The organism is Aquincola tertiaricarbonis (assembly GCF_000969605.1).
Classification (GTDB): Bacteria; Pseudomonadota; Gammaproteobacteria; order Burkholderiales; family Burkholderiaceae_C; genus Aquincola; species Aquincola tertiaricarbonis.
The window spans coordinates 67,794-92,484 of the sequence record NZ_JZUE01000020.1 but is presented as its reverse complement, the minus strand read 5'-3'; the positions used below and the strand labels follow the sequence as shown (position 1 = coordinate 92,484).

16 protein-coding genes are annotated in these 24,691 nt (G+C 72.0%); 12 read left to right on the top strand and 4 right to left on the bottom strand.

Going from position 1 to position 24,691, the window contains the following annotated elements:
- The first annotated feature begins 14 nt into the window (after window positions 1-14).
- Genes VO99_RS29110 through VO99_RS20555 form a run of 6 tightly spaced genes read left to right on the top strand, consistent with a single transcriptional unit; the run spans window position 15 to window position 6,603 of the window.
- On the top strand, window positions 15-2,915 hold the full coding sequence (locus VO99_RS29110) for an EAL domain-containing protein (RefSeq protein WP_083440786.1): 2,901 nt from the start codon (window positions 15-17) through the stop codon (window positions 2,913-2,915).
- Window positions 2,912-3,052: a hypothetical protein gene (locus VO99_RS30415; protein ID WP_157039676.1), complete on the top strand. Its 141-nt coding sequence runs from the start codon at window positions 2,912-2,914 to the stop codon at window positions 3,050-3,052. The genes VO99_RS29110 and VO99_RS30415 overlap by 4 nt, the downstream gene beginning before the upstream one ends.
- On the top strand, window positions 3,049-3,900 hold the full coding sequence (locus VO99_RS20570) for an HDOD domain-containing protein (RefSeq protein WP_046114788.1): 852 nt from the start codon (window positions 3,049-3,051) through the stop codon (window positions 3,898-3,900). Before VO99_RS30415 ends, VO99_RS20570 begins: the two co-directional genes overlap by 4 nt.
- A gap of 5 nt (window positions 3,901-3,905) precedes the next feature.
- On the top strand, window positions 3,906-4,808 hold the full coding sequence (locus VO99_RS20565) for an ATP-binding protein (protein WP_046114787.1): 903 nt from the start codon (window positions 3,906-3,908) through the stop codon (window positions 4,806-4,808).
- Window positions 4,805-6,100, top strand: coding sequence for a response regulator c-di-GMP phosphodiesterase, NosR family (gene nosR, locus VO99_RS20560; protein WP_046114786.1), 1,296 nt, complete (start codon window positions 4,805-4,807; stop codon window positions 6,098-6,100). The genes VO99_RS20565 and nosR overlap by 4 nt, the downstream gene beginning before the upstream one ends.
- Window positions 6,097-6,603, top strand: a complete 507-nt coding sequence (locus VO99_RS20555; RefSeq protein WP_046114785.1) for a response regulator — start codon at window positions 6,097-6,099, stop codon at window positions 6,601-6,603. Before nosR ends, VO99_RS20555 begins: the two co-directional genes overlap by 4 nt.
- A gap of 136 nt (window positions 6,604-6,739) precedes the next feature.
- Here the strand turns inward: VO99_RS20555 and VO99_RS20550 are convergent, their stop codons facing one another.
- From VO99_RS20550 to VO99_RS20535, 4 genes are all read right to left on the bottom strand, one after another.
- Window positions 6,740-8,932 (bottom strand): phosphocholine-specific phospholipase C, encoded by a 2,193-nt coding sequence (locus tag VO99_RS20550; protein ID WP_046114784.1) that lies wholly within the window; start codon window positions 8,930-8,932, stop codon window positions 6,740-6,742.
- 35 nt (window positions 8,933-8,967) lie between these two features.
- Window positions 8,968-9,531, bottom strand: coding sequence for a PEP-CTERM sorting domain-containing protein (locus VO99_RS31405; RefSeq protein ID WP_083440784.1), 564 nt, complete (start codon window positions 9,529-9,531; stop codon window positions 8,968-8,970).
- Window positions 9,532-9,555: 24 nt separating this feature from the next.
- Window positions 9,556-10,251, bottom strand: coding sequence for a PEP-CTERM sorting domain-containing protein (locus VO99_RS20540; protein WP_046114783.1), 696 nt, complete (start codon window positions 10,249-10,251; stop codon window positions 9,556-9,558).
- 121 nt (window positions 10,252-10,372) lie between these two features.
- Complete coding sequence (locus VO99_RS20535) at window positions 10,373-13,126, bottom strand: M1 family metallopeptidase (RefSeq protein WP_052736498.1); 2,754 nt, start codon at window positions 13,124-13,126, stop codon at window positions 10,373-10,375.
- A 227-nt stretch (window positions 13,127-13,353) separates the two neighbouring features.
- On the opposite strand from VO99_RS20535, the gene VO99_RS20530 reads away from it, so the two are divergent.
- From VO99_RS20530 to VO99_RS20505, 6 genes are all read left to right on the top strand, one after another.
- Window positions 13,354-15,411 (top strand): type VI secretion system Vgr family protein, encoded by a 2,058-nt coding sequence (locus tag VO99_RS20530; RefSeq protein ID WP_157039675.1) that lies wholly within the window; start codon window positions 13,354-13,356, stop codon window positions 15,409-15,411.
- A gap of 4 nt (window positions 15,412-15,415) precedes the next feature.
- Window positions 15,416-16,954: a tetratricopeptide repeat protein gene (locus VO99_RS20525; RefSeq protein ID WP_046114781.1), complete on the top strand. Its 1,539-nt coding sequence runs from the start codon at window positions 15,416-15,418 to the stop codon at window positions 16,952-16,954.
- Window positions 16,951-21,057, top strand: coding sequence for an RHS repeat-associated core domain-containing protein (locus VO99_RS20520; protein WP_052736497.1), 4,107 nt, complete (start codon window positions 16,951-16,953; stop codon window positions 21,055-21,057). The genes VO99_RS20525 and VO99_RS20520 overlap by 4 nt, the downstream gene beginning before the upstream one ends.
- Entirely contained in the window at window positions 21,054-21,764 is a 711-nt protein-coding gene (locus tag VO99_RS20515; protein ID WP_046114780.1) for a hypothetical protein, read from the top strand. Before VO99_RS20520 ends, VO99_RS20515 begins: the two co-directional genes overlap by 4 nt.
- A gap of 243 nt (window positions 21,765-22,007) precedes the next feature.
- Window positions 22,008-23,477, top strand: a complete 1,470-nt coding sequence (locus tag VO99_RS20510; protein ID WP_083440782.1) for an efflux transporter outer membrane subunit — start codon at window positions 22,008-22,010, stop codon at window positions 23,475-23,477.
- Window positions 23,474-24,688: an efflux RND transporter periplasmic adaptor subunit gene (locus VO99_RS20505; RefSeq protein ID WP_046114779.1), complete on the top strand. Its 1,215-nt coding sequence runs from the start codon at window positions 23,474-23,476 to the stop codon at window positions 24,686-24,688. The genes VO99_RS20510 and VO99_RS20505 overlap by 4 nt, the downstream gene beginning before the upstream one ends.
- The last annotated feature ends 3 nt before the right edge of the window (window positions 24,689-24,691 follow it).

Below are 24,691 nucleotides of genomic sequence, written 5' to 3'. Positions count from 1 at the left end.
GAGCCGTCACGCCCATGCCACCCTGCCCGCCCGCATTGACGCCAGCGGAGGCCGACCCACGGCCGTCCGACGTTGAGACCGCCCTGCACGAGGTACTGGATCGGCTCGGGCCATCCATCTTTGCCGGCCTGCTCGATACCGAGGGCGTGCTGCGCTATGCCAACCAGGCGGCGCTCAGTGCCATTGAAAGCTCGCCGGAGCAGGTGCTCGGCAGGCGCTTCGACACCACCCCCTGGTGGCAGGCCTGCGAGCAGTCGCGGCAACGGCTGCAGCAGGCCGTGGCAAGCGCCTTGCGCGGCGAAGCCTCGCGCTTCGACGTGCGGGTGGCCACGAGCAGCGGCGCGCTGCTGGCGATGGACTTCTCGCTGCTGCCGCTCTACGACACGGAGGGCCGGGTGGCCTGGCTGATCCCGTCGGCGCGCGACGTGACCGAACGGGAGCAGGTGCAGCATCAGCTGCAGCTCACGCGCCATGCCGTCGAGCAGGCCAACGACGCGCTGCTGCAGGTGGGCCCCGACGGCGCCTTCCGCGATGCCAACGCTGCCGCCTGCCGGCTGCTGGGCTTGTCGCGGGAGCAGCTGCTGCGGCTGCGCGTGCCCGACATCGACACGCAGGTCGACATGACCCACTGGCCGCAGCGCTGGCACGCGCTGTGCGAAAGCGGTTCCCTGCGTTTCGAGACCAGCGTGCGCCACCAGCAGGGGCACGAGATTCCGGTCGACGTGTCCGTGAGCCTGGTGACCAGCGACAGCACCTCCTTCGCGCACGTCTGCATCGACGACATCCGCGAGCGTCGGGCCGCGGAGCGCCGCATCCGCCAGCTGCTGCAGTTCGACCAACTCACCGGGCTACCCAACCGCCAGCTGCTGTTCGAGCGCCTGGGCACGATGCTGCAGACGACCAGCCACACTGCAGTGCTGGTGCTCGAGCTCGATCGCTTCAAGCGCATCAATGACGGTCTGGGCCCGCACATCGGCGATGCGGTGCTGCGCGAAGCGGCACAGCGCATCACTGCCACCGTGCGCAGCACCGACCTGGTGGCGCGACGCGGCGGCGACGAGTTCGTCATCGTGATGCCGGCGCCGTCGGTGCCTTCGTTGCACACGGCGCAGGCCCTGCTCGAAGGCATCGCCCGGCCCATGGTCATCGAAGGGCATGAGGTCCACATCACCTGCAGCATCGGCATCGCCACCGCGCCGGCCGATGGCGACCGCTCCGACACCCTGTTGCGCCGCGCGAATGCCGCGCTGCACCAGGCCAAGCTGCTGGGCCGCAACCAGGTGAGCGTCTATGCCGGCATGCCGCACGAGGACGACCCCGAACGGCTGGTGCTGGAGACCGCGCTGCGCCATGCGCTGCGCGACGACCAGCTCGATCTGCACTACCAGCCGCAGATCGATCTCGTCCATGGCCGCATCGTCGGCGTCGAGGCCCTGCTGCGCTGGCAGCATCCCACGCTGGGCCGCATCGCGCCGGATCGGTTCATCCCGATCGCCGAGGAGACCGGCCTGATTGTCGCCATCGGCGACTGGGTGCTGCGGCGCGCCATCGAGCAGGCGGCGGCTTGGCAGCGTGCTGGGCTGCCGCCGCTGCGCATGGCGGTCAACCTGTCGGCGCGGCAACTGCACCAGCCGGATCTGGCGCGGCGCATCGAATGCCTGCTCGCCGCGTCCGGCCTCGACCCGCGGCTGTTCGGCGTCGAGGTCACCGAGAGCATGCTGATTGCCAAGTTCGACCAGGCGGTGCGGCACCTGCAGGCGCTGCGCGCGCTCGGCGTCGAGGTCTCCCTCGACGACTTCGGCACCGGCTACTCCAGCCTCAGCTACCTGCGCCGGCTGCCGGTGGACGTGGTGAAGATCGACCGCTCGCTGGTGCCCGATGTCACTGCGCCGGCGGAGGACGTGTCGATCACGCGCGCCATCATCACGATGGCACACGGCCTGCGGATGAAGGTGCTGGCCGAGGGTGTTGAGAGCGAAGGCCAGGCGGCGCTGCTGGCCGCCAACCAGTGCGACCAGATGCAGGGCTACTGGTTCAGCGCCGCGATGCCCGCCGCAGCCGTCGAGGCGATGCTGCAGGAAGGCCGACACATCGATCCCGCATTGCTGGGCCAGCGCGACCGGCAGCGCACCTTGCTGCTGGTGGACGACGAGGACAACATCGTGGCCGCGCTGCGCCGGCTGCTGCGCGCCGAGGGCTGGCGGGTGCTCAGCGCCTGCAGCGCCGAACAGGCACTGCAGCTCATGGCCCGCCACCCGATCGACGTGATCCTGTCCGACCAGCGCATGCCCGGGATGACCGGCGTCGAGCTGCTGCGGCGGGCCCGGCAGCTCTATCCGGACACGATCCGGCTGGTGCTGTCGGGCTACACCGAGCTGCAGTCGATCACCGATGCGATCAACGAGGGTGCCATCTACAAGTTCCTCGCCAAGCCCTGGGACGACGACGAGCTGCGGGCCCACCTGCGCGAGGCCTTCGCGTTGAAGGAGCTGGCCGACCGCAACCACCGCCTCGACCAGGAGGTCCAGGCCGCCAACCGCGAACTGGCCGAGCTGAACGCGCGCCTGCAGTCGCTGCTGGCGGCACAACGCGAACAGAACGAGCGCGAGGTCGGCACCCGGGAGGCGGCACAGGAGCTGCTGGACGCCGTGCCCGTGCCGGTGTTCGGCATCGACGACGAAGGCCTGCTGGTGTTCGCCAACGCGCCGGCCCGGGTGCTGTGCGAACGCGGTGGCGACCTGCTGGGCGCGCCTGCGGTCGAGCAACTGCCGCCGGTGCTGCAGCCTGCGCTGGAGGGCCAGGCCCTGTTCGTCACGCTGGTGGATCGCCGCTGGTGGGCGATGAGCCGGGCGTTGACCGGCCACGCCCGCGGCCGCCTGCTGGTGCTGCTGCCGCAGTCCGGGGCTGCCCGATGAGCACTCCCGTCATTCCCGCCGCACCGGCGGCACTGCCGCAGGCGCTGACCCACCTGTTCCGCCACAGCCTGCGCGACGGTCGCGTGCACCCGCTGCTGCACGTCGTGCAGCGCTATCGCCAGGCGCCTGCCCGATGACCACGACCCTCTTGCCGATCGCCCGTGACGAGCTGCATGCCGCGCTGCGCGACCTGCCGCCGCTGCCCTCGGTGGTGATGGAACTGGTGGAATCGCTGGGCCACGAGGAGCTCAGCGCCGGGCAGTACGCGGCCAAGATCTCCCGCGACCAGGCCCTGGCAGCCAAGACGCTGCGGCTGGCCAACTCCTCGTTCTACGGGCGTGGCCGGCAGGTGCGCTCGGTGTCCGAGGCGATCGGCGTGCTCGGCCTGCGCACGGTGCGCGGCGTGGTCACGGCCGCGGGCCTGGCCGGCAGCTTCCGGCGCCATCCAGGCTTCGACCACGACAGTTTCTGGCGCCACTCGATCAGCAGCGCGCTGTGCGCGCAGGCGCTGGCCGTCGAGCTGGGCCGCAACGACGCCGACCTGGCCTTCACGGTCGGCCTGCTGCACGACATCGGCCGGATGGCGCTGGCCAGCGCGTTCGCGCCGGCCTATGCCGAAGCCGAACGGTGGCGGCGCGACACGGACTGCACCGCCTGCGAAGCCGAGCGCGCGGTGCTCGGCCTCGATCACGCCGAGGTCGGCGGGCTGATCGCACGGCAGTGGAACTTCGCGCCGGCCATCGTCGATGCCATCCGCGAGCACCACGCACCGCCGGCGGAGGCCGGACTCACGTTGACCGGCCTGGCGCACGTGGCCGACGGCATCGCGCATGCACTGGGACTGGCCGGCGACGCGGACGAGGCGGTGCCGACGCTGATGCTGCCGCTCTGGGCCGCCTGCGGCCTGGACGACGCGGCCTGCATGCGGCTGTTCTCGCACACCGAGCGCCAGTTCCAGACCTTGTGCGACGCACTGTTCCATTGAAGACCATGTCCCACTCCGAACCCGAACTCGTCTCCCTGCAGCGCGCGAACCAGGAGCTGCGCGCGCTCAACGAAAGCCTGCGCAGCGCGCAGCACCAGCTGCTGCAGGCCGAAAGGCTGGCGTCGATCGGCCAGCTCGCCGCCGGCGTGGCGCACGAGATCAACAATCCGATCGGCTACGTGTTCTCCAACTTCGGCACGCTGGAGGTCTACCTCCAGCGGCTGTTCGAGATGCTGGCGGCCTACGAGCAGGCGGAACCCGCGCTGGCCGACGGGGCCGTCGCGGCCAGGCTCGCGGCGATCCGCGAGCGGGTCGAGCTGGACTACCTCAAGCAGGACATCCCGCTGCTGCTCGGGGAGTCGAAGGAGGGCTTGTCGCGCGTGCGCAAGATCGTGCAGGACCTGAAGGACTTCTCGCGGGTGGACACCCACCAGGAATGGGTCTCGGCCTCGCTGCACCAGGGCATCGACTCGACGCTGAACATTGCCGCCAACGAGATCAAGTACCGCGCCGACGTCCGCCGCGAGTACGGCGACCTGCCGAATGTCGAATGCCTGCCCTCCGAGCTGAACCAGGTGTTCCTGAACCTGCTGGTCAATGCGGCCCATGCCATCGGGCCGCAGCGGGGACTGATCGTGGTGCGCAGCGGCGACGCCGGCGACGAGGTCTGGGTGGAGGTCGAGGACAACGGCTGCGGCATCGCGCCCGAACACCGGCCGCGCATCTTCGACCCCTTCTTCACCACCAAGCCGGTGGGCCGCGGCACGGGCCTGGGCCTGTCGCTGGCCTACGGCATCGTGCAGAAGCACCATGGACGCATCGAGGTGCGCAGCGAACCGGGCCGCGGCTCCTGCTTCCGGGTGACGTTGCCGGTGCGGCGGCCGACCGGCGAGGCGGGCGCCAAATGAACGCCACCGATGCGCCGTGGACGCTGCTGGCCGTCGACGACGAGCCGAACATCCTCGCCGCGCTGCGGCGGCTGTTCCGCGCCACCGGTTGGCGCTTCCTGACGGCGGGGCACGCTGAAGAGGCGCTGGCGCTGCTCGCCACGGAACCCGTCGACGCCGTGCTCTCGGACATGCGCATGCCGGGCATGGACGGCGTGCAGCTGCTCGCAGAGGTCGGCCGAAGCTGGCCGCGCACCGCCAGGCTGCTGCTGACGGGGCAGGCCGACCTCGGCGCCACGATCGCCGCCATCAACCGCGGCCGGCTGCACCGCTACATCACCAAGCCCTGGAACGACGACGAGCTGGTGCTGACGCTGCGCCAGGTCGCACAAGGCCAGCAGGTGGAGGCCGAGAAGGCGGCGCTGGAGCGGCTGACGCACCGGCAGAACGAAGAGCTGAAGACATTGAACGCGGAGCTGGAGGCGCGCGTCGGGCTGCGCACCGTGGAGCTGGCGGCGGCCAATGACCGGCTCAAGCGCAACTACCTGACGTCCATCAAGGCCTTCACCGCCCTGATCGACCTGCGCGGCAGTGCGCAGTTCGGCCATGCGCGCCAGGTGGCGGACCTGACGCGGCGCATCGCGCAGGCGATGACGGTGGACGCCGCCACCGCCCACGACCTGCCGATCGCGGCGCTGCTGCACGACATCGGGCACATCGGCCTCAGCGACGCCGTGCTGGCGCGGCCGGTGAACCGCCTCGACCGCGACGAACTGCAGCGCTACCGGCTGCACCCGGTGCTCGGCGAGCAGGCCCTGCTGGCCAGCGACGACATGCAGGGCGTGGCGCCGCTGATCCGCGCCCACCACGAGCGCTGGGACGGGCAGGGCTTTCCGGACGGCCTGCGCGGGGCGGCGATCCCGCTCGGGGCCCGCATCCTGGCGGTGGCCGATGCCTTCGAGGATCTGCGCGGGGGCCGCATCGACGGCCAGGCGCTGGGCATCCACGAGGCGCGCCAGGTCGTGCATGCCGGCCGCGGCAGCCGCTTCGACCCGGCGGTCGTCGACGCCTTCGACCGGCTGTTCTCGGCCGCACCGGCCCGGGCAGCCCGGTCGACGCTGCGCCTGGGCAGCGCGGACCTGCGCGCCGGCCACACGCTGGCGCAGGATTTCGTGTCGCCCGAGGGCGTGCTGCTGCTGTCGGCCGGACAGCACCTGTCCGAGGACCTGATCGGCCGCATCCGTGCCTTCGAACGCAAGCATGGCCTGGCGGTGACGCTGACGGTCCATGCGCCCGGGGAGGTCGAACGGTGAAGCGCCTGTTGATCGTCGACGACGAGACGCCGGTGCTGCACGCACTGCGCCGGCTGCTGCGCCGGCACTTCGAGCCGCAGCAGCTCGAGGTGGAGCTCTTTGACGATCCCCTGAAGGCGCTGCAGCGACTGCACCGGGCGCGGTTCGACGTGCTGGTCACCGACTACCGGATGCCTCAGCTGGACGGCGTGAGCCTGCTTGCCCGCGCCAGGGACCTGGACCCGCGCACCGTGCGCATGATGCTCAGCGCATCGGCCGATTTCGGCGCCGTCGTCGACGCGGTGAATCTGGCTGGCGTCTTCCGCTACATCCCGAAGCCGTGGAGCGAGCCGCAGCTGCTGGCGGACCTGCGGGCCGCGCTGGCCTTCGACCCGAGCGCCATGCCGAGCGTGGGCGAACTAGAACGACGCCGGCTGGAGGCGCTGGAACCCGGCATCACCCGGGTCGACTGGGGGCCCAACGGAGAGGTGCTAATGCCAGGCGACCTGCCGAGGGTCCGTTAGTCCGCGAATGCGCCGGCCGATGGATGCAGCCGACGCACGGGACCGCTGAACCGGCTTGCCACGTTCGCGGCGTTCGTTCGCTGCCCGGGCCCGGATGCCAACCCGGGTCCACTGCGGGGCACACGCGTGCCGGCGATCAGCCGACCTTCACCTGATCCGCGATCGCCACGCCCCCCATCGCCGGATCACTGATCCCATCCACGCCCGTCTCCATCCGCCCGGCCACGCGCCGGCTGTAGTCGGCCTGGCCGGCCACGCTGACGGTGAAGTCGTACCAGAAGCCGCTGGCCTGCAGCGGGCAGCGCACCACCTGCTCGCTGCGCGCCAGCACCTTGTACACACCCGGCGTGGCTGCGAAATAGGCATTGGCCACGATGCTGAAGCTGCATGGGCCGCTGCCCGGGTTGTGCAGCCGCAGCACCAGGTCGCCGGTGGCTTTGTCGTAGCTCACCTGCACTTCAGGATTGGGCTGTGCCGCCGACACCGCGCGCCGCGCATTGCCGGTGAAGTGGCGGTGGAAGCCGTTGGGGCCCAGCACCCACAGGTCGTAGGCGCCGTTGGCCTGCGGGGCCCACTGGCCGCTGAGCTGCTTGCCCGGCTCCACCGTGTAGCGGCGGGGGATGGCCGACAAATTCTTGCGGTCGTACACATGGAAGACCGCGGCCTGCGCGCCGGTGTTGGCAAAGCCGATCTCCACCTGCACCGCCGCCAGCTGGCGTGCCGGTGCCACCACGCGGCAGCTGGCATGCAGCTCGTAGGGCAGGGCGCGCGAGGGGCGCGAGCCCACCGCCTGCGACGGCAGCGCCAGGCTGGCCGGCGTGGGCGGCGTGGTGGTGTGGGTCAGCGCACGGGCCTGGTTGGCCAGCGCCAGCGTGCCGGGCAGCTGCGCAAAGAAGGCGTTGTCGTTCGGGTTCCTGAAGTTGAAGGCGGAGGTGAAGTCGCCGCACACCGCGCGCCGCCAGGCGCTGATGTTGGGCTCCATCACGCCGAAGCGGGCTTCCACGAAGCGCAGCACCGAGGTGTGGTCGAACACCTGCGAGTTGACCCAGCCGCCCTTGCTCCACGGCGACACCACGTACATCGGCACCCGCGGGCCCAGGCCATAGGTGCGGTGCAGGTAGGTGGGCGACGAGCCCTTGAGGATCTCGTTGTACTCGGGCGTGGCATCGGCGGTGGTGGCGCCGGCGTACTGGCCGGCGGCCGTCCAGGCCGGCGGTGCAGGCGGCGGCACATGGTCGAAGAAGCCGTCGTTCTCGTCGAAGTTGATGAAGAGCACCGTCTTGCTCCACACCTCGGGGTTGGCGGTCAGCGCTTCCAGCACCTTGGCGGTGTAGTCGGCGCCCTGCGCCGGGCTGGAGGGGCCCGGGTGCTCCGAGCCCTCGGCCGTGGCCACGATGAACGAGACCTGCGGCAGCTTGTTGGCCAGCACGTCCTCGCGCAGCTTGTCCAGGTCGCGGGTGGAGATGCCGCGCTCCTTCAGCGCCACCGAATGGCCGGGCCGGTTGTACCAGCCGTCGCGGTAGGCGCGGAAGCCTGCCAGCGGGTTGTCGGTGAAGTTGTCCGCCATGTTCTGGTAGACCTGCCACGAGATGCCTGCGGCCTGCAGGCGCTCGGGGTAGGTGGTCCAGGTGTAGTCGGTGCTGCGGTCCTCGCTGAACCAGTCGCGGCTGTTGTCGGTGGCCGGGCCGCCGCCCAGGCCCAGGCCGTCATTGGTGCCGGTCCACTGGAAGAGGCGGTTGGTGTTGGTGCCGGTCTGCGACGAAGCGTGGTACGCGTCGCACAGCGTGAAGGCATTGGCCAGCGCGAACTGGAAAGGCAGGTCGGCCTGGGTGTAGTAGCCCAGCGAGTGGTTGTTCTTGGCCACCGTCCAGCGGTTCATGCGGCCCTGGTCCCAGGCGGCCTGGGAGTCGGTCCAGCTGTGCGGGGTGCCGGCCACGCGCATGTGGGCGAAGGTCTGCTGGGTGTTGAGCGCGAACGGCGCGATGGCCGGCGGGCCGCCCACCGGCGGGCGGCCGGGCTGTTGCTGCGATTGCGGGTTGGGCTGCACGAACACCGTGCGGCCCACGATGCTGCCGGCATCGGCCACCGGGATCGGGAACCGGTCACCGAAGCCGCGCACGCCGTTGAGCGTGCCGAAGTAGTGGTCGAAGGAGCGGTTCTCCTGCATCAGGACGACGATGTGCTCGACGTCGCGGAGGGTGCCGGTGCGGTTGTTGGCCTCGATGGCCAGCGCGCGCTGGATGGCCGGCGGAAAGGTCGTCATCACGGCGGTGGCGCCGGTGGCCGTGGCCATGCTGCGCAGGAAGCCGCGGCGGTCGTTCTGGGTCATGTAGAGGTCCTTGGAGGATGACGTTGGCCGCGCGCTCAGGCGGCGCGGCGACGGCGGGCAGCCAGGCCCACGGCGGCCAGGCCGGCCAGCATCAGGGCGTAGGTCTCGGGCTCGGGCACGGCGGCGGTGAAGGTGAAGTCGTCCATGCCGAAGCCGCCGTGTGCGGCGCTGTTGACGGCCACTGCATCCACCAGGCCGGCATAACCGCTGGCCAGGAAGGCCGAGCTGGGGGCCGGGGTCAGCAGCGCCGAGGTGGCGACCTGCTGGCCCTGGTAGTACAGGCTGAAGCTGACGGCGGCGTCCTCGTAGCCCGAGAACCAGGCGCCCTGGAAGGTGGCGGCCTGGCCGAAGCGGATCAGCGTGGCGGTGTTGTCGGCGCCCCAGTCGGTGGCGAGCTGGCGGTTGCCCGAATGGGTGCCGAAGGGCTCGCCGGCATCGGCGAACGACAGCCAGGCGGCCGACCATTGCAGGCCGCCGTAGCCCGAGGGCAGGGCGCCGTCGGCCAGGTCGTCGAAGCTGAGCACGGTGGCGGCCGAGGCCAGCGGTGCGAGCAGGGCGAAGGCCACGGCGGCGGCCAGGCGGGTGAGTTGTCTAGACATGTGAGGTGCTCCAGTGGATGGGTGTCAGGCGGCGGCGCCGCTGCGGCGGGCGCGGCGGGCGAACAGGCCGACGGCGGCCAGGCCGCCGAGCATCAGCGCGTAGGTGCCTGGCTCGGGCACGGCCGAGATGCTGAAGGCGAGGTTGTCGGCATAACCGTCGTTGTCGCCGCTGACCAGGCGTTCCATCGACAGCGCGAAGCTGGCGCTGGTGGTGCCCACCGGCACCCAGCCGCTGGTGCTCACCGCGAACAGGCCGGTGGTGTTGTTGCGGTCGGCCGGCGTCACCGGGCCCAGCATCGCATTGGCCAGCGTGTTGCCGGCCACGTCCATGAAGCTGATGAACACCAGCGCGTTGTCGGCCTGGTTCGTCCAGCCGCCCAGCCAGCCGCTGGCCGCGAAGCTCACCCGGCCGGCATCGATGGCGGCGGCGTTGGCGCCCAGGTCGAGCAGCTGGTAGCCGGCGGCATAGGGCACGCCGCTGCCGCCCACGAACAGGTTGGCGCCGCGGTCGGCCGGGCCGGGCTGGCTGGGCTGCACCCAGTTGGGCCCGTAGTCCACCGCGCTGAACAGCGGCGTGCCGTCATAGGCCTGCCAGCCGGCCGTGCCCTGCTCGGCGTTGCCGTTGACGATGAGGTTGGTCTCATAGGCAGCCGCTTGTGCTGCGCAGGCGGAAATGGCCAGCCATGCGGCGGCCGCGACCTGGGCGGTCGAGTACTTCATGTGATTGCCCTCCTGGCGTTGCCGGGGGCATCGAGGCCCCCGCGCAGCCACGTTAGCCAGGCAATGTGACGGGCAGAAGAAAGCCGGCGCTGCCGGCTTGTCTAGACAAGTGGCGGGCGCCTCACGGCGCGCCGGGCCGCCATCCTTTCAGCAGCGTGTCCAGCGCCGCCACGTCGCGCTGACGCATGCGTGCATTGAGCCGGATCTGCTCGGCCTGCCGGCCGGCGGTGAGGGCGCCGCCCTTGCCCACCAGCCGGGCCTGGTCTGCCAGCAGCGCAGCGGCCTGCCCAGCCTGCACGAAGCGCCCGGCCGCGCCCGGCAGCAGGTACTGCCGGCCTTGCATGCCGGCCAGCGGCTCATAGCCGGCCCAGTGGTCCAGCACATGGCGGTAGGCCATCTCGCCGAAGGGCCCCTGCGTGCCCAGCAGCGAGGGCAGCGTCGACGCCACGTTGGGCGGCGCGATGCCGGCCAGGGCCGCCTCCAGCAGCCGCCGCGCCTGTGCCTCGTCGCGGCCGGAAGCCAGTGCGCGGGCATAGGTCCAGCGGTCCTCGTCGCCTTGCGCCGATTGCAGGCGCTGCAGCAATTGGCCGAAGCGCGGACCGTCGGCGCGTGCGCCCACCGCGCCGATGACGCCGCTGCGGATGGCCGCGGGCAGCGGCTCGCGGCCGGCCTCGTCGGCATCGAACAGCGCCTGCGCCCGCGCCAGCACCTCGGCATCGCCGAAGCCGGCCAGCTGGCGGATCAGCAGGTTGCGCAGCGCCCGCGGCTCGGAGCCTTCGCCATCGGCCGCCTGCCAGCCCAGGCGGGCCAGCTCGGGGGCCAGCAGCGCGCGTGCGGCCTCGTGCAGCCGGGCCTGCACCGGCAGGCCTTCGACCACCGCATCCAGCGCCTCCAGCGAATGCAGCGCCATGGTGAGCAGGGCGCCGCGGCTGTCGTCCTGCACCCGCGGTGCGGCGGCCAGCAGCGCGAACCAGCCGTCCAGCGGTGCCTCGCCGGCGCGCGCCAGCGCGAAGGCATCGGCCATCAGGGCGACGCGGTCGGCCGGCGCCAGCTCGGTGAAGGCGGCGGCCAGCGCCCGCTGGTGGGCCGGCGTGTACTGCACCCGATAGAAGCCGCGGCCGCCGGCATTGGCCAGCAGCGGTGCGTCGCTGCAACCGGGCAGCTGCACGGTGCGCCGGGGCTGGTCGAGCATCACGGTATGCGGCGGCTCTTCGCCGCCGCTCACGCGGGCCAGCCGCACCGGGATGTGCCAGGTGCGCTGCATGCGGTCGGCCGGTCCGGCGGTGAAGCGGCGCTGCGCCAGGGTGACCTCGGTGCGGCCACGCACGCAGCGGCTGCTCAGCTGTACCAGCGGAAAGCCGCGCTGGTCGGTCCAGCTGGCGGCCACGCGGCGCACGTCGCGCCCCGCGGCCTGGCCGATGTGGTGCCACAGGTCGCCCGCTGTGGCATTGCTGAAGCGGCGATCGGCCATGTAGGCCGCCAGCCCACGCTGGAAGACCTCGGGGCCCAGCCACTGCTCGATCATGCTCAGCACTGCGCCGCCCTTGGCATAGGTGATGTTGTCGAACACGTCCCAGATGGCCTGCTCGTCCACCCGGCCGGAGCGGATGGCGCGCGTGGCCTGGCCGCTGTCTTCGGCCATGGTCTCCTCCACCCAGCCGCGTTCGCGCAGCCGCACCTGCCACTCGGGGTGGAAGTGCTCGGAAGCACGGGTGGCCATCCAGGTGGCGAACGCTTCGTTCAGCCAGATTTCCTCCCAGGAGGCGGCGGTGACCAGGTTGCCGAACCACTGGTGCGCGATTTCGTGGGCCAGCAGGTTGAACACGCGACGCGGCGTATCGGGCGTGCTGCGCGCCGGGTCCACCAGCAGGCCGCCCTCGGCATAGGAGATGAGGCCCCAGTCCTCCATCGCGCCCCAGCGGGTGCTGGGCACCGCATGCTGGTCCAGCTTGGGCAGCGCATAGGGCTGGCCGAAGTAGTCGGTGAAATAGCCCAGCAGCTGCTCGGTGGCCGTCAGCGCAAAGCGCGCCTGCTCCCGCTTGCCCGGCGCGGTGAGGATGCGCAGCGGCAGCGCGCCGGCGCTGCCCTCCAGCACATCGAAGCGGCCGATGGTGAAGCCCAGCAGGTAGCTGGGCATCGGCGGCGTGGGCGCGAAGCGGTGCAGCACGCGGCCGTCGGCCTCGGGCGTCTCGGCCTGCAGCGGCATGTTGGCCACCACCTGCTGGCCGGCCGGCGCGCGCACGCTCAGCTCGAACACCGCGCGGAACACCGGCTCGTCGAAGGCGGGCAGCACGCTGCGGGCGTAGATGGCTTCCAGCTGGGTGGCCAGCGTGCGTGCAGCCGGCGCATCGGCCGGCGCGGTGATGTCGCGGTAGTCGGCCCGGAACAGGCCCTGGCCGGTCTTCTGCACCGTGCCGGTGTAGTCGATCTCGATGCGCTGCGGCCCCACGGCGATGGGCTGGCCGTCCTGCGGCACCAGGCGCCAGGTCTGGCGGGCTTCGTCAGGCACCACGTCCAGTGGTCGCAGGCCGCTGGCGTCGTGCAGCATGGCGCCGGTGGCCTGCAGCTGGTGGGCATTGAGCACGATGGCGTCGGTGCGCTGCCTCACGTCCACGCGGATGGTCACCTCGCCCTGGAAGCCGTCGCGCGCGGGGTCGGCATCGATGAGCAGCTGGTAGTGCGTAGGCACCACCTGCTTGGACAGCCGGCCGGGCGTCGCGGCGAAGTCGAAGCGGGGCTGGGCCACCGCCGTGGTGGCAGGCAGCAGAGCCAGGGGCAGGGCCATGGGCAGGGCCATGAGGGGGCCGCAGACGGCGGCAGTCTTCAGCATGCGGATGGCACGCCGGCCACCGCAGAGCACGCTGGTGAGCGTCATGGAAAGTCCTCCTCGGCACGGCGCGTGCGGTCGGCAGCGGCCGTGGTCTGTTTGATCGGAACTGCGGTGAGCGCGGCATCGTAAGGGCCGTGTCCATCGGGCAAGCCGCGTGTGACGTTTGTTCACAACTTCCCCTCCGGCGGGCGGGCCGGCTTCCGGCCCATGGGGGATGTGGGCGCCGCCGCGCGCGGCCACCATGGCCCCGCCCCGACACGCCGGAGACTGCATTGCCCCAACCCACGCCCCTGCTGATGCGGCTGACCACCCCGCTGGGCGATGCCTTGATGTTCAGGCGCATGCGGGCCCGCGAGGCCCTGGGCGAGCCCTTCGAGTTCGAGGTGGAGGCGAGTTCGGCCGACCCCATGCTGGCGCCGGTGGACCTGCTGGGCCAGCCGGCCTGCGTGGCCCTGCAGCGCGCCGACGGGCAGGACCGCTTCTTCCATGGCATCGTGGCCGAGATGGGCCTGCTGGGCGAATCCGGCGAGGACCGCTTCAGCTACCGGCTGGTGCTGCGGCCCGCGCTGTGGCTGCTCACGCGGCGGGCCGACACCCGCATCTTCCAGGCGCTGTCGGTGCCCGACATCCTGAAGAAGGTGCTGGAGCCGTTCGCGGTGGAGGTGGACTTCCAGCTCACCGGCCGCTATGGCCCGGTGGAGTACTGCGTGCAGTACCGCGAGACCGACTTCGCCTTCGCCAGCCGGCTGATGGAGAAGGAGGGCATCTACTACTTCTTCCGCCACGAGGCACAGCGCCACACGCTGGTGCTGGTGGATGCCCCCGGCGCGCACATGCCCTGCGAAGGCGGCCATGAGTTCGTCTACCGCGAAACGGCCGACAGCGCCACCGACCTGGAGCCGGTGACGCAATGGCGCGCCAGTCAGCGGGTGCAGCCGCTGCGCGTGGCCATCACCGACTACGACTTCGCCAGGCCCGACACCTCGCTGCAGGCCGAGGCCCATGCCGGCAGCGCCGCGCCGCAGCCGCAGGGCCTGCCGGCGCTGGAGATCTACGACTACCCCTGCGACTACGCCAGCAAGGCCGAGGGCGATCATTACGCCGGCATCCGCCAGCAGGTGTTCGATGCGCGGGTGCTGCGCATCGACGGCGAAGGCCTGATGCGCACGCTGGCCGCGGGCGGCCGCTTTGCGCTGGCCGAGCATCCGCAGGCCGCGCAGAACCGCGAATGGCTGGCCATCGCCACCGAGATCGAGATGGCCGCGGCCGGCCACCGCTCCGGCACGGCGGTGCCCTTCTTCCGCTGCCGCTTCAAGGCCATCGGCGGCGACGAGGTGTGGCGCAGCCGCGCCCGCACGCCGCAGCCGCGGGTCAGCGGCCCGCAGACGGCGGTGGTGGTGGGTCCGGCGGGCGAGGAGATCTTCACCGACGCGCATGGCCGGGTGAAGCTGCACTTCCACTGGGACCGGCTGGGCCGGCGCGACGAGAACAGCAGCTGCTGGGTGCGGGTGTCGCAGCCGTGGGCGGGGCAGGGCTGGGGCTCGGTATCGATCCCGCGCATCGGGCAGGAGGTGATCGTCGACTTCCTGGAGGGCAACCCCGACCGGCCCATCGTCACCGGCCGCGTCTACAACGGTGCGATGCCGCCGCCCTACGGCCTGCCGGCCGCGGCCGCCACCAGCGGCATCAAGTCCAAGAGCCACAAGGGCGCCGGCTTCAACGAGATGTCGATGGACGACACCGCCGGCAAGGAAAAGATCACCGTGCATGCGCAGCACGACATGGCCACCACGGTGGAGCATGACGACACGCAGACGGTGCACAACCACCGCACCATCACGGTGGACGGCACCCACACCGAGACGATCAAGCAGGACACGAAGATCACCATCAGCGCCGGCAGCTTCAGCCACGACGTGGCGGCCAACACGGCCACCTACCACGTCAAGGGCGACGTCGCCGAGACCTACGAATCGAAGCACACGCAGACGGTGACGGCCGACCAGACCGTCACCGTCAAGGCCCGGCGAAGCACCGACATCACCGCCGACGACACGCTCACGGTGGGCGGCAACCGCAGCGAGACCGTCACCGGCCACCGCACCGCCGATGTCAGCGGCAACGAGACCGTCACCGTCCAGGGCACGCTGGGCCTGGACGCCACCGGCGAGATGGACGTCACCTCGAAGGCCAGGATCACGATCCACGTCGGCCCCTCCACCATCGAGCTGGCGCCGGGCGGCATCACGCTGAGCTGCGGGCCGTCCACCGTGAAGATCGATCCGTCGGGCGTGAGCATCACCGCGCCCAAGATCTCGCTCAACGGTTGAGCCCATGGGCGCGGACCTCAACCCGGTGGAGCGGCGGCTGATGCAGCTCGCCGACCAGTGGCAGGCCTTCCGTGCAATGCCGCAGGCGCGGCTGCTGATGTGGCAGCTGCCCGAAAGCGGGCTGCGCCTGGCCGAATGCTTCGTCGAGGCGCAGAAGCTGGAGCTGCCCTATGCCACCGGCGACGTGTTCCTGCTGTTCAAGCAGCCCTTCGTGCACGGCCTGCAGTACGGCCGCGCGCTCAAGCAAGCGCTGCGCGGCATCTACGACGCCAGCGCGGACGAGCTGCGCGCCCAGGGCATGGCCACCGACTGGCCCTACGACCCCGCGGCCACGCCCGACACCGCCGCCTGGTTCGCCGAGGCGCTGCGGTCCTTCGGCTCGCGCCACCACCAGGCCATGGCGCCGGGCGCGCAGCTGTGCATCGTGCTCATGCCCACTGCCGTGGCCCATGCCGCCAGCTTCGCCCGCTGGGTGCGCGAACTGCTGGACGTGGGCCTGCCGCAGCGGCTGCGGGTGCTGATGGCCGATGCGCAGGAGGTGCCGCGCTTTGCCGCGCTGCTGGCCGCCGCCGACGACCGTGTGCAGGTGCAGCGCATCGACATCGATGGCCTGGCGCTGGCGCAGGAGACCTTCGCGCAGGAAGGCGGTGTCGGGCCCGCGGCCGTGTTCCGCAACCTGATGATGGGCGTGGTGGCGCTGCTGGCCCACGGCGGCGCCGACCAGGTCAAGGCCAAGGCCGTGGATGCGCTGCAGTTCGCCCGCCAGCAGGGCTGGGCCGACCAGGAAGTGGCCCTGCGGGTGATGGTGGCCGGTGCGCTGCTCAAGGAAGGCCGGCATGCCGAGGCGGTGACCGTCTATCGCGCCGCCCGCCAGGCCGCCGACGACACCGTGGCCGCGCGTCACCCCTGCGGCCACAAGCTGGTGCTGCAGACCTGCTTCGGCGAGGCCGCGGTGCACCTGGCCACGGGCGACGACGCGCAGGCGATGCGCTGCTACGACGAAGCGGCGCAGGTGGCGCAGCACGATGCCAACCCCATCCTCGCCATCGAGGCCTTTCGCATGGCGGCCTTCTGCGCCGCGCGGGCCGGCGACCGGCCGGGCGCGCAGGAGCGCGGCCATTGCGTGCTGCAGCTCGGCCAGGCGCTCAAGCCCGAGGCGCGCGGGCTCACCACGCTGGCGGTGGCGCTGGTGGACCAGATGCGCTGGATCGACCCGCCCCGCGTGCAGGCGATGCAGCAGGCCAAGCGCTGGCTGCAGCAGCAGCTGGAGCAGGTGCGCGAGCGCGCCGATGCGCTGGCCCTGGCGCTCACCGATTGCCGGCGGCCCGATGCGCTGGCGCAGGTGGAAGGCCTGCGGGCCACGCAGGCCGAGGCCGCGGCGGCGGCGGCGCGCCAGCAGATCGACGGGCTGGTGTCCCAGGGCCCGGCCCCGATGCAGCAGTGGGCAGCGCACGGCCGCCGCCTGCTGGGCGAGGCCTGGCTGGTGGACAGCGACCTGGCCTTGCCGCCGCCATTCGAACCGTCGACCGGGCCCTTGCCATGATGCCGGCCGCCAAGCACGGCGACGTGCAGATGGGCGTGGACATCCACCTGTGCATGGTGCCCACGCCGGCACCCACGCCCACGCCGCTGCCCACGCCGCACATGTCGGTGGTGTTCGATCCGTTCGACTACGTGCCGGTGATCGGCGCCACCATCACCGTGTGCGGCATGAAGCGCGCCACCGCCGGCACTGCGGGCAAGGTGGTGCACATCCCGCCGGGCTTTCCGTTCGCGCCCAAGCTGCCCGACACCGAGGACGAGCTGTTCATGGGCAGCAGCACCGTGGTGGCCGATGGCGACCCGATGTCGCACATCTCGCATCCGGTGCTGTCCTGCCAGGCCGCCGGCATGATGAGCCCCTTCCGCCTGAAGAAGAAGGGCGGCCCGCGGGCAATGGTGCTGCCCACGGTGTTCAACCTGGCCACGCCCACCACGGTGTTCGTCGGCGGGCCGCCCACCATCAGCCTGATGGGCATGGCGATGAAGGGCGTGTTCGCCGGCCTGGGCAAGCTGGCCAAGAGCGGCGTGTTCAAGCGGCTGCGGCAGAAGCTGTTCAAGAACCTGAAGCCCGGCTTCCTCAAGTGCACCGTGCTGCGTGCCGAGCCGGTGAACATCCTCAACGGCGCGGTGAGCCTGGAACAGCAGGACTTCCAGCTGCCCGGCCGCATCGACGTGGACTGGCTGCGCTGCTATTCCTCGGCCGACCGCCATGTGGGCGTGTGCGGCACCGGCTGGCAGACGCTGCTGGACATCCGCCTGGAGGTGGATGCGGCCGACGGCAGCGTGATGCTGCATGGCCCGGGCATCGGCCCGCTGGCCTTCGAGCGCCTGCCCGCCGTGCCCGGTGCCGCGGGCATGCAGCTGGAGCTGACCGACGGCGCCCGCCTCACCGACGAGGGCGACGAATGGCAGGTGCGCACCAAGGACGGCCGCATCCACTGCTTCCCCAAGCATCTGGCGCGGCGCACCGCCGAAGGCGGCGGCCTGGTGCCGATCGGGCGCATCACCGATCGCTGCGGCAATGCGCTCACCATCGACTACCGCAACGGCCTGCCGCATGCACTCACCGAAGCCGCCGGCCGCCGCCTGGCGCTGACGATGCAGGACGGGCGGCTGGTGGCCGTCACGCTGGTGGACGAGGCCACGCGCACCGAGCACGGCTTCGTGCGCTACGACTACGACGCCGCTGGCGACCTGGTGGCGGCGATCGATGCGCTGGGCGCCCCCTACCGATTTGCGTACGGCGGCGGCGCCACCGCACACCACCTGGTGCGCCACACCAACCGTGTCGGCCTGAGCTTCCATTACCAGTACGAACCCGCGCCCGACGGCAGCCAGCGCGTGGTGCACAGCTGGGGCGACGGCGGCCTGTACGACTACCGCTTCCAGTACCTCGATGCGCTGAACGAACGCCGCATCACCGATTCGCTGGGCCATGTGAGCCTCGTCAAGCTGGACGACCGCGGCCTGCCCATCAACGAGATCGATCCGCTGGGCGGCATGACGGTGTACGAATACGACGACGCCGGCCGCACCACGGCGGTGGTGGACCCGGCCGGGCGGCGCACGGCGTGGACCTACGACGAGCGCGGCAACGTGCTGCGCATCGAGCGGCCCGACGGCAGCATGGTGAGCAGCGTGTTCGATGCCGACGACCGGCCGGTAGAGGCGCTGGATGCGCTGGGCGCACGCTGGCAGCGCCGCTTCGATGAACGCGGCGGGCTGCTGCAGGAGCGGTCGCCGCTGGGCCACCTGAGCCGGCAGGAGCTGGATGCCCACGGCCAGGTGGTGGCCCAGGTGGATGCGCTGGGCCGACGCACCGCGCTGCGCTACGACGCCTGCGGACTGCCGAGCGAGGTGGTGGATGCGGCGGGCGGCCGCAGCACCCTGCTGCACGATGTGCTGGGCAGGCTGCGCTGTCGCGTGGACGCTGCCGGCCAGCGCACCGACTACCAGCACGACGCCCTGGGCCGCCTGACCGCGGCCCGGTTGCCCAGCGGCGCAACGGTGCGTTGCGAGTGGGATGCCGAAGGGCGCCTGTCGGCCTATGTGGATGAGATGGGCGCCCGCACCCTGTTCAGCTACTGCGGCCTGGGCCAGCTGTGCCGGCGGCTGCAGCCGGACGGCGGCGTGGTGGCGTACCTGTACGACACCGAGGAACGCCTGGTGGGCGTGCGCAATGCCCGCGGCGAGCTGTATGCGCTGCAGCGCGATGCGCTGGGCCGCATCGTCGCCGAGACCGACTACTGGGGCCACACCCGCCGGCATGGCTATGACGCCGGCGGCCACACGCTGTGGTCGCAGGATGCCCACCAGCAACGCGTGCGCCATGAATGCGACCCGGTGGGCCGGGTGCTCGCCAAGCTGTCGCAAGACCCTTTCGACGCCGCGCGGACCTGGCGCGAGACCTATGCCTACGACGCCAACGGCCAGCTGCTGGAGGCAGCCAACCCGCATGTCGTGCTGCGCCGTGAGCTGGATGCCGAAGGCCGCCTGCTGACCGAACGGCAGCAGCATGCCGACGGCACGCTGTTCAGCGTGCAGCAAGTGCACGACGCAGTGGGCAACCGGCTGCGTCGCATCACCCGGCTGCAGCTGCCGGCCGAAGCCGGCCGCGAGGCGCCTGCGCAGCAGGTGCACGAGGTGCTTTATGCCTACGACGCGCTGAACCGCTGCAGCGGCGTGCACATCGACGGCCAGGCCCAGGTGCTGATGCAGCGCGATGCCGCCGGCCGGCTGGCGGCCGAGCAGCTGGGCCACGGCCTGCAACGCCGCTACGAGCACGACCCGGTGGGCCGGCTGCGGGCCCAGGGCCTGTGGCAGGGCGACACGCTGCTGCAGGCCACCAGCCATGCCTTCGATGCCGCGGGCCGGCTGGTGGCCCGGGAAGACAGCCTGCTGGGCAGCGAGCGCTGGCAGCTCGACCCGATGGGCCGCATCCGGCAGCATCTGGACGCGCTCGGCCAGGTGCATGTGTTTGCACGCGATGCGGCCGGCGAACGCATGGCCCTGCGGCCGGTGCAGGCCGGGGGCCGGGCCGGCCAGCGCGAAGGCAGCGTGGACGGCATCGCCTGGCGGCTGGACGCCGCCGGCGATCTGGTGCAGCGGCACGAGGCCGGCGTCGGCCTGCAGCTGCATTGGGACGGCAGCCAGCGCCTGGTGGCCAGCCGCCGCGAGCAAGGCGGCCACCACAGCACCACGGTGTACGGCTACGACCCGCTGGGCCGGCGCCTGTTCAAGCAGACCGGCGGGCTGCGCACCCGCTTTGGCTGGGACGGCGACCTGTGTGTTGCCGATGCGGTGGCTGGCCGCGTGCGCACCTGGGTGCACCGGCCCGATGGCTTCGAGCCGCTGGCCCAGCTGGAGCAGCCGGCGGGCGCCGCCACCGCCTCGCTGGCCTGGGTGCTGGACGACCTCAATGGCGCGGCCGCCCAGCTGCGCGCGCCCGATGGCCGTTGCCTCTGGGCCGCCGGCTACGACGCACACGGCCGGGCCCGCATCGTCGAGGGCGAGGCCGCCGCCTGTCCGTTGCGGCTGCAGGGCCAGTACTTCGACGAGGAAACCGGACTGGCCTACAACCGCCACCGGTACTTCGATGCCGCGCTGGGCCAGTTCATCAGCATCGATCCACTCCGGCTGGCCGCCGGTGAGCAGCTGTATGCGATGGCGGGCAGCGTGTTCGACTGGATCGATCCGCTGGGCCTGAGCTGCAAGGCCCTGTCGTCGCTGACCGACGAGCAGTTCCTCAAGGAGATCGCGGCCCGCGCGGAGCGCTACGGTATAAGGAACGGGCTCGGCGCCGCGGGCACCGGCGCCGTGCAGGGCACCAAGAAGCACGCCCATGCCGACCACCTGCTGGAGCGCTACCAGCGCCTCACCGGGCAGCGCACGCACCTGCTGCGCGAGACCAGTTTCCTCGGCGGCGTGCAGGTGCCGCATGGCACCAAGGGCAGTGCACGGCCCGATGTGTTCGACCCCCTGACCGGCAACATCTACGACTACAAGTTCGTGGGCCAGCCGGGCCAGGGTCTTCGCGCTTCCCAGGTCAACAAGAACGCCGCCAACGTGCCCGGTGTCGTTCGACAAGTCGAGATCAATCCATGAGCACCACCCTGAGCAAGGGCAAGAAGCCCCTCACCCAGCGCTGGCTGGGCCTGCTGCCGGCACTGGCCTCGGTGCAGCCACTGTTCCTGCTGCGCCGCCACGGCCCGCTGCTGTGCGGCGTGTGCCTGGACGCCACCTTGCGGCCCGATGCCTACGTGCCCCGGGCGTTCTTCCACAACCTGGCGCAGCCGTTTCCGGTGCTTTCCATCACGGCTGCGGCGCCGGCACTGGATGCACGCGGGGCCGCAATGGAAGTGAAGGTGGAGGACGAGGCCAAGGCGGCCGCGGCCGCGCAATCGCTGCTGGCGGCGCACCCCTGGCTGCAGCAGCAGCGCCTCGGCCTGGCCGAGGTGGTGGACCATGTGGCCGACTATGTGGCTGGCCGCTTCGGTGGCGTCGTGCCGTTCCAGACCGCGCCGGTGGAACTGGTGCTGCAGGCCTGCGCCTGGCTGGAACGGCCCGAGCTGGCCCAGGCCGTACGCGAAGCGGCGCTGGCCGAGATGGCGCAATGGCCGCCGCGGGCCTTCAACATCATCAAGAGCCCGCAGGCCTGGGCCGAGCGCATGGCGCCGCTGTGCAGCCCGGGCGCCGGCCCGGCATTGCGCGCCACGGTGGAGGCACAGGTGGCGCAGCACAAGCTGGCAGCCGTGCCCGAGCTGCCGCTGCAGGCCGACCCGCCGCCCGTGCTCGACCGCCGGCTGTGCTGAAGCGCCCGCAGCATGCGCCGTCCGTGGCCGCCTCCACCGCACCGGCACCGCTGGGCCGTGCTGGCAGCGCTGCTGGCGTTGGCCTGGCTGCTGCACCCCTTCATCCCGCCCGAATGGGCCCAGCCCGTGCGCCACTTCCTGCGCGAGCTCTGGCGCATATTGACCTGACCCACCCGCGCGCCGGTGGGCCCATGCGCCGCCGATACACTGCCGCCGGCCTCCCGCTCCGTCACCCACCGAGCCATGACAACAAGAGACGAATGCCCGCGTGGCCTTACCCGGCCGCGCAGGGCGGGCCTGCTGCCCACGGGCCTGCTGGCCCTGCTGCTCACCGCCTGCGCCACCCCGCCGCCGGCCGCGCCACCCGCCGATGCGGTGCCGCTGCAATGGCAGGCCACCTTGCCGCACGGCGGTGATGCGGCCCAGCTCAGCGGCTGGTGGCAGCGCTTCGACGATGCCCTGCTGGGCCGGCTGGTGGATGCCGCGCAGCGCAACAACCCCACGCTGGCCCAGGCCGCCACCCGCATCACCCAGGCGCGTGCGGCGGCGCGCATCGCCGGTGCGGCCGCGTTGCCGGCGCTCAATGCCAATGCCGGGCTGCAGCGTTCCAGCACCGACCTGCCGCCCACGCCCGGCCAGCAGAGCTACGGCACCGCCACGCTGGATGCGGCCTGGGAGATCGACCTCTTCGGCTACACCCGCCAGAGCGTGGCCGCCGCGCAGGCCCGTGCGGCCGGCGCCGATGCGCTGTGGCACAACGCCCGCGTCAGCCTGGCCGCCGAGGTGGCCAACGTCTACGTCGGCCTGCGCGCCTGCGAGGCGGTGCTGGCGGTGTACGAGCAGGACGCCGGTTCCGCCGCGCAGACCAGCGGCCTCACCCAACGCCTGGCCGACGCCGGCTTCCAGGCCCCGGCCAATGCAGCGCTGGCCCGGGCCGGCGCCGCGGAGGCGGCCAACCGCGTGGTCGGACAGCGGGCTGAATGCGACCTGCTGGTCAAGCAACTGGCCGCATTGACGGTGGAGCCGGAGCCCGCCCTGCGCAGCCTGCTGGCCGAAGGCCGGGCGCGGCTGCCGCAGCCGCAGGCCTTCGAGGTGCCCGGCGTGCCGGCGCAGGTGCTGGCCCAGCGGCCCGACGTGGCGGCGGCCGAGCGCGAGATCGCCGCCGCCTCCGCGGACGTGGGCGCCGCCCAGGCCGACCGGCTGCCGCGGCTGTCCATCACCGGCTCCATCGGCCGCGCGGCCGTGCGGGCCGGGGGTGCCACCTTCAACGGCGACACCTGGAGCTTCGGCCCCGGCCTGCTGGCGCCGCTGATCGACGGCGGCCGCCGGCGTGCCGCGGTGGATGCCTCGCAGGCCCGCTACGAGGAGGCCGTGGCCGCCTGGCGCGAACGGGTGCTGGGTGCCGCGCGCGAGGTCGAGGAAGCGCTGGTGCGGCTGCAGGCCGCCGGCCAGCGGGAGGACGATGCCCGCCGCGCCGCCGAGGGCTATGCCGAGTTCCTGGCCGCGGCGCAGACGCAGTTCCAGGTGGGCACCGGCAGCCTGCTGGACCTGGAGCAGGCCCGCCGCAGCGCCCTGGTGGCCGATGCCACCCTGGTGCAGGTGCGGCGCGAACGGGTGGGCGCCTGGCTGGCGCTCTACAAGGCCGTGGGCGGCGGCTGGCAGCCTGCTGCCGCAGGCACCGAGGCCACCATGACGACAGGGGACAGCAAGTGAGCAAGTTGACTAGACAAGTGGCCGTGCTGGCCGTGTCCGTGGCCACGGCGGCCGTCCTGGTGGCCTGTGGCGGCCGCGACGAACCCGCCGCCGCTCCGGTGAGCGCCGCATCGGGCCCCACCGGCGTGCCGGTGCCCGATGCGGCCGCCTCTGCCGGCAAGCCCGCGCTCACCGTCAGCGTGGTGGTGCCGCAGCGCAGCGACTGGTCGCGCACCTTGAGCGCCAACGGCAGCATCGCGCCCTGGCAGGAAAGCATCGTCAGCGCCGAGCAGGGCGGCTACCGCCTGGCCGAGGTGCTGGTGAACGTGGGCGACCGCGTCAAGCGCGGCCAGGTGCTGGCCCGCATGGCGGTCGATACGGTGCAGGTGGAGCTGGCGGCCACCCGCGCCGCGCTGGCCGAGACCGAGGCCACGCTGGCCGAGGCGCAGGCCAATGCCGAACGCGCCCGCCAGCTGCAGACCACCGGCGCCATCAGCGCGCAGCAGATCAACCAGTACATCACCGCCGAGAAGACGGCCCGCGCGCGGCTGCAGGCCCAGCGGGCGCGCCTGCAGTCCGACGAGCTGCGGCTGCGCAAGACCACCATCGCCGCGCCGGACGACGGCGTGATCTCCGCCCGCCTGGCCACCGTCGGCGCGGTGGCCGGCAACGGGCAGGAGCTGTTCCGCCTGATCCGCGGCGGCCGGCTGGAGTGGCGCGCCGAGGTCACCGCGGCCGAGCTGTCGCAGATCCGCACCGGCATGCAGGCCGAGCTTCAGCTGCCCGACGGCAGCACCACCGCCGGCAGGGTGCGCATGGTGGCGCCCACGGTGGATCCGCAGACCCGCAACGGGCTGGTGTACGTGGACCTCACCGCGGCGCAGGCCGGGGCCTCGGCCGCGGTGCGGGCCGGCATGTTCGCCCGCGGCGAGTTCGCGCTGGGCAGCACGCCCGCGCTCACGCTGCCGCAGGCGGCGGTGGCGCTGCGCGACGGCTTCCAGTACGCCTTCGCGCTGGAATCGGAGGCCGCGCCGGGGCTGTGGCGGGTCAAGCAGGCCAAGCTGCAGCTGGGCCGGCGGCTGGCCGACCGGGTGGAGGTGACCGGCGGCCTGGCGCCCGATGCGCGCGTGGTGGCGCAGGGCGTGGGCTTCCTCACCGATGGCGACCTGGTGCGGGTGGTGGACGGCACGCCGGCCGCTGCTGCCGCGCCGGCCCGCCCGGCCTCGCGCTGAACG